Source organism: Paracoccus aestuariivivens (assembly GCF_009711225.1).
Taxonomy (GTDB): domain Bacteria; phylum Pseudomonadota; class Alphaproteobacteria; order Rhodobacterales; family Rhodobacteraceae; genus Paracoccus; species Paracoccus aestuariivivens.
Genome location: NZ_WMIE01000005.1, coordinates 155,097 through 167,501, shown reverse-complemented (window position 1 = coordinate 167,501; position 12,405 = coordinate 155,097). Strand labels below are relative to the sequence as shown.

Genomic DNA, 12,405 nt, shown 5'->3' with positions numbered 1-12,405 from the left:
GGGCCAACCGCCACCGTGGGGCCTGCGGATCAGACGGTGCTCAGACCTTGGGTCGAGGCGAAGAACATCGCCTGACTGACAGCCGAACGCACCTGCTCTTCCGAGTAGGGCTTCGAGATCAGGAAGGCAGGCTCGGGGCGGTCGCCGGTCAGCAGCCGCTCGGGGAAGGCCGTGATGAAGATCACCGGAATGTCGCCCATGCTGGACAGCAGTTCGTTCACCGCATCGACGCCTGACGAACCATCGGCCAGCTGGATATCGGCAAGGATCAGATCCGGACGCTTGGCATGGGCCAGTTCGACCGCCTGTTTATGGGTGCGTGCGACGCCGGTGACGTCATGGCTCATCGCCTGAACGATGCCCTTCAGGTCCATCGCGATGATCGTCTCGTCCTCGATGATCATGACTTTGCCCGACAGGGCCTGGCTCATCTCGGACAGAGCGATCTGGACAAGTTCCTCGGCTTCGGACTGCTCGACCTGCATGATCTGACCGATCTGGTCGTAGCGCAGTTCCTCGATGGTGCGCAGCAGCAGGGCCTCGCGCGAGTTCGGGGTCAGCTTGCGCAGATGGGCCTGCGCGCGGGCTTCATGCACGCCTTGCTGGCTGTCGGTATGGACCGGCTGCCCCGAGCTTTGCCAGATCGCGTGGAACGTGCGGAACAGACAGATACGGGCTTCGCCGCCATCCATCAGGCCGCGATCGGCAAGAATGGCTTCAAGCGTGGCGGCGGCATAATTGTCTCCGGCGGTTTGGCTTCCCGTTAGCGCACGGGCGTAGCGACGCAAGTAGGGCAGCTCGCGACTGATGGATTGGGCCAGATCTGCAGCGGTCATGACGTCCTCAAAAATGCGGTATTCACAGGGAACTTGAAAGGATACGTATCTGTTAGAGTGTGTGCGCACAAGAATTTCGGGAATAACTTAAAAATGACTAACAGGCGTGAGGAACGCAGAAAGGTCGCCATCGAAAAGCAAATCGATGAAAACCTGAAGCGCGTATACGAACAGGATGTCACCCAGAAGATCCCCGACAAATTTTTGGAATTGCTCGATAAATTGCGCGAGCAGGAGTAGGCCCGCATGACAAAAGACGCCAAAGCGGCGCGTACCTCCGAAGTCCATGCCGATCCCCGCAACGAGCTTGTAGATCACCTCCCCGCGCTGCGCGCTTTTGCGCTTTCCCTTACCCGCGAAGGGGCGTCGGCAGACGATCTGGTGCAGGACACGATCGTCAAGGCATGGACCCACATCGACAAGTTCCAGCCCGGAACGAACCTCAGGGCTTGGCTGTTCACCATCCTTCGCAACACGTTCTATTCGGCCCGTCGCAAGACCCGCCGCGAGGTCAGCGACACCGACGGCATCCATGCCGCGCGGCAAGCGACCCGCCCCGAGCATGACGGTCGTCTGGCGATGAACGATTTCCGCGTGGCTTTCGCCAAGCTGCCCGACGAACAGCGCGAGGCGCTGATCCTGGTCGGGGCCTCGGGTTTTTCTTACGAGGAAGCTGCCAACATGACCGGCGTTGCTGTCGGAACGGTCAAATCCCGCGCCAATCGCGGACGTCGCCGTCTGGCCGAACTTCTCAAGCTTGAGGATGGCGAAGAGCTTGAGATGACCGACCGCGCGACATTGGCAGTGATGGCGCAGAACCACCCCGTTTCGCGCTAAGGGGCGGTTGTGGCACCGCGACTGCTTGACAGGCTGGAGTTCACCAAGGGCCTTGGCTTCCGGCTGGGTGGACTATTGTCGGTGGCAATTCTGCCCATCGGCCTGATTTCGGTCATTCAGACGCTATACCTGTCGCGGGAATACGAGCGGTCTTCCGAAATTGCGCTGCTCGGGCGCACCGCGACGGCTGCGGCTGGCGAACGGGCCTTGTTGCAAGGCGCGATCGGTACAGCGGACGCGTTGGGCCCCGCCGTCCTTGAGACGATGGACAATCCGCGTGCCTGCGCCGACATCATGCGCGGTTTCGTGCAGCGGACGGTGAACTTTTCCTATGCCGGTTTCACCCGTCTCGACGGTTCGACCGAATGTTCGTCGATTCCGGGTGTGCATGACATGGCGGACGATCCGGCATTCAAGAAGTTCACGGAAAGCCCCGGAACCTTGGTCACGACAAGTCTGGTCGGCAGCGGCGATGACCCTTCATCGGTCATCGTGATCCAGCCGCTTTATCGCGGCGATGAGCCGCTGGGTTTCATCGGTGTTGCCATGTCGCATGACATGCTGCGCTCGACCCATGTGTCGGGCGTCGCGAATGACAGCGTTCAGGTTCTCACCTTCAACAATCTTGGCCAGATCTTGTCCGGCGCCGAGCGCGACGATGCCTCGATTTTGGACCTGCTGCCGCGCGACAAATCGCTGCCGTCGCTGCTGTCGCGCAGCGAGACGACGTTCAGCGATTATTCTGCGCAAGGCGAGCGGCGGATCTTCAGCGTCATCCCCGTCGTTCCGGGACTGGTCTATGCCATGGGGTCATGGACGCGTTCGGAATCAGGTATCGCGGGCATCGACCAGACCCGGCGGACTGCGCTTCTTCTGCCGTTGATCCTGTGGGGCGCGTCGTTGGCGGTGGCTTATTTCGCCGTCTACCGCCTTGTCCTGCGGCACATCCGCGAATTGCGGGGCCAGATGCGCCGCTTTGCCATCGGCGACCGGTCCGCGCCCCCTCCGGTGCTGCAGGGCGCTCCGACCGAGATCGGGGATATGAGTTCGACCTTCCATAACATGGCGCGGATCCTGATCCGTGACGAGGACGCGATGGAGGCCGCGGTCAACGAAAAGACCGTGCTGCTGAAAGAGGTTCACCATCGCGTCAAGAACAACCTTCAACTGATCGCCTCGATCATCAACATGCAGATCAGGGTGATCGACCACGAGGACGCGCGGCGGGTTCTGCGGTCGGTACAGGATCGCGTCGCGTCATTGGCGACGATCTATCGCAACCTGTATCAGGCCGAGCATCTGGATTCGGTCGAGGCCGACCGGTTGCTACGCGACATCATCAACCAGATGGTGAACGCCTCGGTCGAGCCGGGCACGGGATTGCAGGTCGAAACCAATCTTTCGCCGCTGGTCCTGATGCCAGATCAGGCCGTGCCACTGTCGTTGCTGGCGACCGAGGCTTTTACCAATGCGCTGAAATATTCCGGCTCGGGAACAGATGGCCGTCCGCCATGGGTACGGGTGACGCTGCATAACGATGGTCTAGGTCAGGCGACGCTTGAAGTGCAGAACTCGACCGGCAACGCCCCCCCGCCCGAGGGAACCGGCCTTGGCAGCCAGCTGATCGAAGCCTTTTCCAGCCAGCTGGAAGGCCATGCCGAACAGGAACACATCCCCGGTCGATTTACCTTGCGGCTGACATTCCGTGTCGATCCGGTCAAACGCAAGCCTGCCGGACTGGTTTCGACTTCGGATGTCGTTCTGACCTCGGCGGCGCGTCCGGGTTCGCGCCACTAGGGTTTTTTCGCTGCATCGGCACGGGCGGCCTGCCGTAACTTGCGGGCGGCGGCGACCCGACGGTGGCGGGCCAGTTCAAGATTGATCAGCGCGCCCATCATCACCGAAAACCCGCCCAGATAGAACCACATCAGCAGCGCGATCACCGCCCCGATCGAGCCATAGATCCGGTTGTAGCTGTTGAAGCTGGACAGATAGGTCGAGAACGCCCATGACGCCGCCGCCCATGCCAGCGCCGCGAACAGCGCCCCCCAAGTGAAGATCGGGCTGCGCGGCGATTTCACGTTCGGGCCAAAGCGGTACATGATCCCGATCACCACAAGCACGATCAGGAAGATGGAGGTCCACGGCACGATACCCATCATCCAGTCCCGCAACTGCACTTCGGGAATGAATGCCAGCACCAGCGGGACGACCACGATGATCGCAAGGCCCATGATCACCACGCCCACGATCACCAGCGTCAGCGCATAGGCCAGCAGAAATCCCATGATCGTCGAATGCGACCGTACGCCATTCGCGGCATTCAGCCCCCGGATCAGCGCATCCACACCGGCCCGCGCCGAAATCGTCGCGATCAGGAACGAGATCGCGGTGGTCCAGCCTAGCTGTGTCCGGCCAGCCGCAATCAGTTCGTTGACCTGTCCGTAGATGATATCGGCCGCGCCCTTCGGGATGAACTCGTCGATGAAGTGGACATATTGCTCGATCAGGGCGGGATCGTACCAAAGCCCCCATAGCGCAAACAGCGCCGCCAATCCGGGAAACACCGCGAACATCGCATAGAAGGCCACGCCCGCCGCGATGAGGCTCATGTGGATCTTGTCCATGCGCTCGAACAGCGCGAGGACGAACTGCCACCAATCCCTTAGCAATGCACTTTCCTGTCCCTGTCGTTCCGTCGCAAAGGGATAGCTTGCGGCAGAGGTAAAAGGTTCCGCAACCCCGCAGGGCCGCGCGCGTTCAATCCACGCGGTAACGAAGCCACACGGCCTTGTCGCCCAGCTTTTCGACGAAGGCGGCATGGGATTCGGCCTCGGATTCGGTGATCCTTGGCGCCAATTCCCGGGGACGTGCCCCGCGTGGATTTCCGTCCCGTCCCTGAGCCGTCGCACCGGTCTGTCCGTTGGCGGCAACCGCCTCGAGCACCAGCCCCGGCTGACGACCACCGCGCAGCGCCAGATAGACCTCGGCCAGCAATTCGCTGTCCAGAAGCGCGCCGTGCAAGGTCCGGTTCGAGTTGTCGATGCGGAAGCGCCGGCACAAGGCGTCCAGCGAGTTCTGCGCGCCCGGAAATTTCTTGCGCGCCAGTTCCAGTGTGTCCACGGCCCGCGAATAAGGCATGGACGGGTGACCGACCTTTGTCAGTTCGGCGTTCAGGAATTTCATGTCGAACTGGGCGTTGTGGATGACCAGCTTGGCATCCGCACCGATGAACTCCACGAAATCACCCGCGATCTCGGCGAATTTCGGTTTGTCGCGCAAGAAGTCGTCGCCCAGACCATGCACCTCGAACGCCTCTTTCGGCATCTCGCGTTCGGGGTTGATATAGACGTGGAACGTCTTGCCCGTGGGCAGGTGGTTGAACAGCTCGACCGCGCCGATCTCGACGATGCGGTCGCCGGTGGTTGGGTCGAAACCGGTGGTCTCGGTATCTAGGACGATCTCACGCATGGGGTTTACCTGCCACGATACGGTCGCAGATGTCCATGATGGCGGCGCGCGCCGATTCCATCGTGTCCGAGGGAATAATCCAGTCCGCCCGCGCCCGCTTGTCGGCGTCTGGCATCTGCCGCGACAGGATCAACCGGAAGCCCTCCTCGGTCATGCCGGGGCGGGCCAGCACGCGGGCGCGCTGAACCTCTGCCGGAGCCGAAACCACGGCCACCCCGTCCATAGCGGCGTCGCTGCCGTTTTCGAAAAGCAGCGGAATATCCAGCACCACGATGGGGGCATCCGCATGCCGCGCGACAAAATCGGCGCGATCCTGCGCGACCAAGGGATGCACGATCGCCTCGAGACGCGCGAATCCGGCGGGATCGGCCGCCAACGCCGCCTTCAGCGCAGCGCGGTCGATCGCCCCGTCACGCCGGACCGAGGGAAAGGCCGCCGCAACCGGCCCGACCGCAGCGCCGCCTTTGGCGTAAAGCCGATGCACCGTGGCATCGGCATCCCAGACCGGATGCCCCAGTTCGCGGAACATCGCGGCGGCTGTGGATTTACCCATCCCGATGCTGCCGGTCAGTCCCAGCAGAAAGCTCATCCAAGAACAGCCCGACGCAATTCGTCATCGACCTCGGGGCGGTGACCGAACCAGCGCTCGAATCCCGGCGCGGCCTGATGCAGCAGCATGCCCAGACCATCGACGATCTCGCAGCCGCGCGCCTGTGCTTCCTCAAGGAAAGGCGTCATCAGCGGCGTGTACACCAGATCGGTGACCAATGTGCCGGGGGCGAGCGCGTCCAGCGGAATGCGCAAGGGCGGCTTGCCCTGCATCCCCATCGAGGTCGCGTTCACCACGGTAATCGCGCCTTCCAGCATGTTGCCGGCCTGCGCCCAGTCATAGACGACGACCTTGGCGCCGAATTCGGCCTTGATCTGCTCGGCGCGGATGCGGGTGCGGTTCGCGATGCGCAATTCGGTCACGCCGCTTTCCAGCAGAGAGGCGACAACGGCCCGCGCCGCGCCACCCGCGCCGATCACCGCTGCGGGACCAAGATCGGGAATCCAGCCGGGAACATGCTGGCGGATATTGGCGATGAAACCGTAGCCGTCGGTGTTGTCGGCGTGGATTTTTCCGTCAGAGCGGAAGATGAGCGTGTTCGCGGCCCCGATCAGGGCGGCGCGGTCGGTGACGACATCGGCCAGCGCCAATACGCTTTCCTTATGCGGAATCGTCACGTTGGCTCCGACGAAGCCCATGCGGGGCATGGCGCGCAGCACCTCGGCCAGATGCTCGGGCATCACGGGAATGGGGATGTAATGTCCGTCAATGCCGTAGCGCTGAAGCCAATGCCCATGCAGGCGCGGCGACCGTGAATGGGCGATAGGCCAGCCGAGGACTCCGGCGATGGGGACATGATGAGGGGCGGAGGGCTGGGAATCCGGCATGGTCGAACAGGTACTTTCTAAACGCAGGGTCGGGGCAGCCGCCGTCAGGGCGATCCCAAGAAAGAGAAGTGCAACCACCGCTCTTTCGGGTCAAGCATCCAGCCGACGACCGTTCCCGCAGCATGGCAGAAAGGCAACCTTTTCGCTGGCTTGCCGTCTTACGAAACGACTCCCATCTCGGGCAGACCGCCTTCTTCGACAAGGTCGGCCAAGGTCAGGGATTCGATCAGAAGCAGATAGGACCAGAACACTTGCCCGAACATCTTGCGCAGGCGACAGCTGGCCTCGTCGGTGCAATCCTCGCAGCGCTGGTAGGACCGGCGCGACAGGCACGGCAAGGGCGCGATCGGGCCATCGACCTGACGCAGCAACTCGCCAATCGAGATTTCCTTGGGCTGCTTGATCAGGATATACCCGCCCGAGCGCCCGCGCCGCGAACCGACATAGCCCGCGTTGCGCAGTTCAAGCATGATGTGTTCGAGAAACCGCTTGGGCGCGCCCGAGCGCGTCGCGATCTCTTCGATCGTCATGGCACCGCCGCCCGCGGCGACTTCGTCGGCAAGCGCCATCATCGCCTTGATGGCATATTTGGTTTTCTGCGAGATCATGGAAAATCAATAATTACTAGCGGACGGGGTTGCAATCACTTCAAGTATTTTCCTTTCTCAAGAAAGTAGGGAACACAGCACTGACGTCAAAGCGTTATATTTCTGACACATTGCGCGCGCATGTCTGGCCGCGCACAGCAAGGAGATGACGATGCGCATTGCAGTCCTGGGAGGAGACGGCTTCGTGGGTTGGCCCACCGCCCTGCACCTGTCCGATCTGGGTCACGAGATCCATATCGTCGACAACCTCTCGCGGCGCTGGATCGACACCGAGTTGGGCGTGCAATCACTGACTCCGATGGATTCGATTCAGGAGCGCTGCCGGATCTGGCACCAGCAGACCGGTCGCAAGATCCACTTTCACCTGCTGAACCTTGCGACCGAATACGAGCGGTTGAAGTCGTGGCTGGCCGATGCGCGGCCCGATGCGGTGATCCATTTTGCCGAGCAACGCGCCGCGCCCTATTCGATGAAGACCGACCGGCATAAGGTCTACACAGTCAACAACAACACCAACGCGACGCATAACCTGCTGGCGGCATTGGTCGAAACCGGCATCGACGCACATCTGGTGCATCTGGGAACGATGGGGGTTTACGGCTATTCCTCGGTCGGCGCGCCCATCCCCGAGGGCTATCTGGACGTGCAGATCGACACGCCCAGCGGTCCACGCGAACAGCAGATCCTGTATCCGACCCGGCCCGGCTCGGTCTATCACATGACCAAAAGCCTCGATCAGATCCTGTTCCAGTTCTATGCCCAGAATGACGGGCTGCGGATCACCGACCTGCATCAGGGCATCGTCTGGGGCACGCATACCGACCAGACCCGGCGGCACGAGCAATTGATCAACCGTTTCGACTATGACGGCGATTACGGCACCGTGCTGAACCGCTTCCTGATCCAGGCGGCGATCGGTTATCCGTTGACAGTGCATGGCACGGGTGGCCAGACCCGCGCCTTCATCCATATTCAGGATTCGGTGCGCTGCGTCGAACTGGCGCTGAAAGATGCTCCGGCCTCGGGCGAACGGGTCCGCATCTTCAACCAGATGACCGAAACCCACCGCGTCCGCGATCTGGCCGAGATGGTGGCCAAGCTGACCGGAGCCGAGGTCGCCTATCTGCCCAATCCCCGCAAAGAGGCCGACGAGAACGAACTGATCGTCAAGAACGACCAGTTCCTGCGCCTTGGCCTGAAGCCGATCACATTGGCCGAGGGGCTTTTGTCCGAGGTGGTCGATGTCGCGCGCAAATACGCCCATCGCATCGACCGCTCGCGCGTGCCTGCGGTCAGCGCATGGACCAAGGATCTGGCCAAGCGCGTCGAGCATGACCCCGAGGGCAAGAGGCTGCGTTCCGTATCGTGACTTCCGGCATCCATCCCCAAGGCAAGGCGCGGTCCGACCGCGCCTTTGTCACGCTCGCGACCAACCCCGACTACGCGATCGGCGCGGCGGCCCTGTTCCGGTCCTTGCGCCGGACCGGCACGACCGCTGATCTGGTCCTGCTGTACACTGACCTGCCCGACGACGCGGTGTACGACCTGTGTACGCTCGGTGTACGCGCGGTGCACGTGGATCTGTTGTCCACTTCTCACGATTTCAACCAGTTACACACCCGCGACCGCCTACATGGCGCAGCCCCCTTCACCAAGGGCGAAAAGCCGCCGTTCCACACGCCGTTGGACAATTTTGCCAAGCTGCGGCTATGGCAACTCGATTATGACCGCGTGGTTTTCATCGACGCCGACGCGATTGTCCTGCAGAATATCGATCGGCTTTTCGACTATCGCGAGTTCTCGGCAGCCCCGAATGTCTATGAAAGCCTTGCTGATTTTCATCGCCTGAACTCGGGCGTCTTTACCGCTCGCCCCTCTCAAGCGACCTTCGAGGCGATGCTGAAACGCCTTGACCAGCCAGGCGTTTTCTGGCGGCGGACCGACCAGACCTTTCTGGAAACCTACTTCCCGAATTGGCATGGCCTGCCGGTTTTCGACAATATGCTGCAGTATGTCTGGCTGAACCTACCCGATCTATGGCGCTGGCAGGATATCCGCGTGCTGCATTTCCAATATGAAAAGCCGTGGCAGGACCACGCCAAGGCCGACAGCCTGCGTGTGTTGATCGACCTGTGGAAGGCTCATGCTTCGGACGGTCCTGTTCCCGATCTTCGCGACCTGCCGGCCCCGACATGAGGATCGCACTGACCGGAGCCTCGGGCCTTGTCGGTCGCTGGATCGCCCGAGCGGCGGTTACCGCTGGCCATGAGATCTATCCCCTGCCCGCTTGGCGCTTGGGCCAGACGCCTGACCTTACCCGCTGCGATGCGCTGATCCATTGCGCCTTCCAGCACCTTCCCGGCAAATATCGCGGCGGCGAGGGTTCCGACCCCGACGGCTTCACCCGCGCCAATCTGGACGGCTCACGGGCATTGTTTCACGTGGCACTCGATCAGGGTGTCGGCCGGGTAGTCTTTCTGTCTTCGCGCGCCATCCATGATGGCCATCCGGCCGGAGCCGAGCTTGCCGATGAACTCGCGCCCGCCCCGACCAGCCTTTACGGCGAGGTCAAGGCGCAGGCCGAAGCGGAACTCGCCGCCCTATCTTCCTCCGATTTCCGCACCGCCAGCCTACGCCCGACGGGGGTTTTCGGCCCCGGCCAGCCGCAGAAATGGGCCAAGCTGATCCGCGATTTCCTTGCCGGAGCCTCGGTCCCCTCGCGCGTTGCGACCGAGGTACACGGTGCCGATCTGGGCCATGCCGCAATGCTGGTTCTTGCCGCCCCCGACATGTCGGGCAGCTATAACGTCAGCGACCTGATCCTTGATAATCACGACCTGCTGTCCGGCATCGCGGTCCTGACCGGCAGCCATCGCCAACCACCCGCCCGCGCCGATGCCAGCCTGCTACGCGTGCCGGTCTGCGCAAGGCTGCATGCCTTGGGTTGGAGACCGGATGGGCTTGCGCGCCTGCATAATGACCTGCAAAGCATCCTGCGCGACGCCACAGGAGAAGACGCATGACATCGGTCGATTACACTGAACTCGCCCAGACCATCCGCAGCCTGACCCATGGCGAAACCGACGAGGTCGCCTTGATGGCCACCCTCGCCTGCGAGATCCACCATGCCGACGCCCGCTTCGACTGGACCGGCTTCTACCGCGTGACGGAACCTGAACTGCTGAAGATCGGCCCCTATCAGGGCGGGCATGGCTGTCTGGTCATCCCCTTCGCGCGGGGTGTCTGCGGTGCTGCGGCCCGTACGCGGGAAACCCAACTCGTTCCCGATGTCGACGCCTTCCCCGGCCATATCGCCTGCGCCAGCTCGACCCGCTCGGAACTGGTCATTCCGGTCTTCGCCGCGAATGAGCGCCTGATCGGCGTGCTTGACATCGACAGCAACCAACCCGACGCTTTCACCCAGGAAGATGCAGACCGCCTGCAGGAGATCCTGGATGAAACCTTCGGACGCCACTGAGTTCACCGGCCATTGCCTGTGCGGAGAGATCCGCTTTCGCGGCACCTTTGACGACAGCCATGGCCTGAACGCCTGTCACTGCAGCCAGTGCCGGCGTTGGTCCGGCCATGTCTGGGCCGCGATCCTTCCGAAGTCGATGCAGATCGAAGGCGAGCCGAAATGGTACCGCGCGTCGGATTTCGCGCGGCGCGGTTTTTGCGGCACTTGCGGATCGTCACTGTTCTGGCAGCGGGATGGGTCCGACATTATCGACGTGGCGGCAGGTGCTTTGGATAGCCCGACAGGATTGAAATTGCTGGGGCATATCTTTGTCGCCGATAAGGGCGACTATTACGAAATCGCCGACGGTCTGCCGCAGGATCCCCGGGAATAGTTGACGCCGCCTGCCCTGCGTCCGATATGCGGGGAAAACGAGGTGCGCGATGATCTGGGATACCCTTGCCAATTTTCCGGCCCAGCAACTGCTGGCTTTCATGGCCGGTGCACTGGTGCTGAATTTCGCGCCGGGTCAGGACGTGTTCTTCGCCAGCGCCTGCGGTATCCAGAATGGGCCTCGTGCCGGAGCCTTGGCCGGTTTCGGCGTCGGCATGGGCGTCATCTGCCACGTTATCATGGCGACCGTGGGTCTTGGCGCATTGGTCGCCGCCCATCCCGGTGCGCTTATCGCGATCAAATTCGTCGGCGCGGCCTATCTTTTGTGGCTGGCCTATAAAAGCTGGACCGCCGGAGAGATCGACCCGACCGCCCGCGCGGCCAGCAGCACATGGAACATCATCCGTCGCGGTGCCCTGTCGAACCTTCTGAACCCCAAGCCGGTCCTGTTCCTGCTGGCTTTTCTGCCGCAATTCACCCGCCCCGAATTCGGGCCGATCTGGCAGCAGATCCTGGGACTGGGCCTGATGTTCACCGTCTCGGGGACATTGGTGACGATGGGTTACGGCATTGTCGGCGGCTATGCCGGTAACATTATCGGCAAGCGTCTGGGCATCGTGAACAAGGTGGCCGTCGTCATGTTCGCGGGGCTGGCAATCCGGTTGGTGGCGAAATGAGCTTTGTTTACGAGGCGACCAGCGAACAGCCGCAAGTGATCCACGCCGATCACGAGATACTGGTGGTGTCGAAGCCGTCAGGCTTGCTGTCGGTTCCGGGGCGCGGCGAAGATCGCACGGATTGCCTGATTGAGCGTCTAAGGGGAGCTTTTCCGACCGTCCTGTTGGTGCATCGACTGGATATGGATACATCGGGTGTCATGGTCTTTGGTCTGACACCGCATGCGCAACGCCATCTGTCCAAGCAGTTCGAGGACCGCAAGACCAAGAAAACCTATGTCGCGCGTCTATGGGGCAAGCTTGAGCCAAAGTCCGGAACGGTTGATTTGCCGCTGATGGTCGATTGGCCGAACCGGCCGCGGCAGAAGGTCGATCACGACGAAGGCCGCCCGTCGCAAACGGATTGGCGGGTGGTGCGGGCCTCGGATCAGGAAACCCGTGTGCGGTTAATGCCGCTGACGGGGCGCAGCCATCAGTTGCGCGTCCATATGGCCGAGATCGGCCACCCGATCCTTGGCGATCCGCTTTACGCTACCGGCGCGGCGGCAGACTTTCCGCGCCTGATGCTGCATGCCGAAAACCTGCGCTTCAAGCATCCCGAAACCGGAGTCATGCAAAGCTTCACCGCGCCTGTCCCTTTTTAAAGCCTTCACAACAGTTTCACTCGGGAACTGCTGTATCTTGGCTTA

General features: G+C 61.9%; 16 protein-coding genes. 10 read left to right on the top strand and 6 right to left on the bottom strand.

Annotated elements, in window-relative coordinates:
* Window positions 1-29: 29 nt before the first annotated feature.
* The gene (locus GL286_RS11055; RefSeq protein WP_155095619.1) at window positions 30-836 is read right to left on the bottom strand and encodes a response regulator; all 807 of its coding nucleotides are present in this window, start codon (window positions 834-836) and stop codon (window positions 30-32) included.
* A 93-nt stretch (window positions 837-929) separates the two neighbouring features.
* Between GL286_RS11055 and GL286_RS11050 the strand changes: the two genes are divergently transcribed.
* The 3 genes from GL286_RS11050 to GL286_RS11040 are packed head-to-tail and all read left to right on the top strand — an operon-like array spanning window position 930 to window position 3,470.
* On the top strand, window positions 930-1,076 hold the full coding sequence (locus tag GL286_RS11050; RefSeq protein ID WP_155095618.1) for a NepR family anti-sigma factor: 147 nt from the start codon (window positions 930-932) through the stop codon (window positions 1,074-1,076).
* A gap of 6 nt (window positions 1,077-1,082) precedes the next feature.
* Window positions 1,083-1,673 carry an RNA polymerase sigma factor gene (locus GL286_RS11045; protein ID WP_155095617.1) on the top strand — a complete coding sequence of 197 codons (591 nt, stop codon included), beginning with the start codon at window positions 1,083-1,085 and terminating at the stop codon, window positions 1,671-1,673.
* 9 nt (window positions 1,674-1,682) lie between these two features.
* The gene (locus tag GL286_RS11040; RefSeq protein ID WP_170295147.1) at window positions 1,683-3,470 is read left to right on the top strand and encodes a histidine kinase dimerization/phosphoacceptor domain -containing protein; all 1,788 of its coding nucleotides are present in this window, start codon (window positions 1,683-1,685) and stop codon (window positions 3,468-3,470) included.
* Here GL286_RS11040 and GL286_RS11035 read toward each other — a convergent pair.
* The 5 genes from GL286_RS11035 to GL286_RS11015 form a co-directional block, all read right to left on the bottom strand.
* On the bottom strand, window positions 3,467-4,345 hold the full coding sequence (locus GL286_RS11035) for a YihY/virulence factor BrkB family protein (RefSeq protein WP_246184918.1): 879 nt from the start codon (window positions 4,343-4,345) through the stop codon (window positions 3,467-3,469). The two genes, GL286_RS11040 and GL286_RS11035, sit on opposite strands and share 4 nt — an antisense overlap.
* Window positions 4,346-4,433: 88 nt before the next feature.
* On the bottom strand, window positions 4,434-5,144 hold the full coding sequence (dnaQ, locus tag GL286_RS11030; protein WP_155095615.1) for a DNA polymerase III subunit epsilon: 711 nt from the start codon (window positions 5,142-5,144) through the stop codon (window positions 4,434-4,436).
* Entirely contained in the window at window positions 5,137-5,733 is a 597-nt protein-coding gene (gene coaE / locus GL286_RS11025; RefSeq protein WP_155095614.1) for a dephospho-CoA kinase, read from the bottom strand. The genes dnaQ and coaE overlap by 8 nt, the downstream gene beginning before the upstream one ends.
* Window positions 5,730-6,581: a shikimate dehydrogenase gene (locus GL286_RS11020; RefSeq protein WP_155095709.1), complete on the bottom strand. Its 852-nt coding sequence runs from the start codon at window positions 6,579-6,581 to the stop codon at window positions 5,730-5,732. The genes coaE and GL286_RS11020 overlap by 4 nt, the downstream gene beginning before the upstream one ends.
* A gap of 158 nt (window positions 6,582-6,739) precedes the next feature.
* Window positions 6,740-7,189, bottom strand: a complete 450-nt coding sequence (locus GL286_RS11015) for an RrF2 family transcriptional regulator (protein WP_155095613.1) — start codon at window positions 7,187-7,189, stop codon at window positions 6,740-6,742.
* A gap of 151 nt (window positions 7,190-7,340) precedes the next feature.
* Here GL286_RS11015 and GL286_RS11010 point away from each other — a divergent pair, with 151 nt between their 5' ends.
* From GL286_RS11010 to GL286_RS10980, 7 genes are read left to right on the top strand one after another with little or no spacing between them, the layout of a single operon-like run.
* A complete protein-coding gene (locus tag GL286_RS11010) occupies window positions 7,341-8,558 on the top strand; it encodes an NAD-dependent epimerase/dehydratase family protein (protein WP_155095612.1) in 1,218 nt (405 codons plus the stop codon).
* Complete coding sequence (locus GL286_RS11005) at window positions 8,552-9,385, top strand: glycosyltransferase (RefSeq protein WP_170295153.1); 834 nt, start codon at window positions 8,552-8,554, stop codon at window positions 9,383-9,385. Before GL286_RS11010 ends, GL286_RS11005 begins: the two co-directional genes overlap by 7 nt.
* Window positions 9,382-10,212, top strand: a complete 831-nt coding sequence (locus tag GL286_RS11000; protein WP_155095611.1) for an NAD-dependent epimerase/dehydratase family protein — start codon at window positions 9,382-9,384, stop codon at window positions 10,210-10,212. Before GL286_RS11005 ends, GL286_RS11000 begins: the two co-directional genes overlap by 4 nt.
* Entirely contained in the window at window positions 10,209-10,667 is a 459-nt protein-coding gene (locus GL286_RS10995; protein ID WP_155095610.1) for a GAF domain-containing protein, read from the top strand. Before GL286_RS11000 ends, GL286_RS10995 begins: the two co-directional genes overlap by 4 nt.
* Window positions 10,645-11,040, top strand: coding sequence for a GFA family protein (locus GL286_RS10990; RefSeq protein ID WP_155095609.1), 396 nt, complete (start codon window positions 10,645-10,647; stop codon window positions 11,038-11,040). Before GL286_RS10995 ends, GL286_RS10990 begins: the two co-directional genes overlap by 23 nt.
* A gap of 49 nt (window positions 11,041-11,089) precedes the next feature.
* Entirely contained in the window at window positions 11,090-11,716 is a 627-nt protein-coding gene (locus GL286_RS10985; RefSeq protein ID WP_155095608.1) for a LysE family translocator, read from the top strand.
* Window positions 11,713-12,360, top strand: a complete 648-nt coding sequence (locus GL286_RS10980; protein ID WP_155095607.1) for an RluA family pseudouridine synthase — start codon at window positions 11,713-11,715, stop codon at window positions 12,358-12,360. Before GL286_RS10985 ends, GL286_RS10980 begins: the two co-directional genes overlap by 4 nt.
* Window positions 12,361-12,405: the final 45 nt, after the last annotated feature.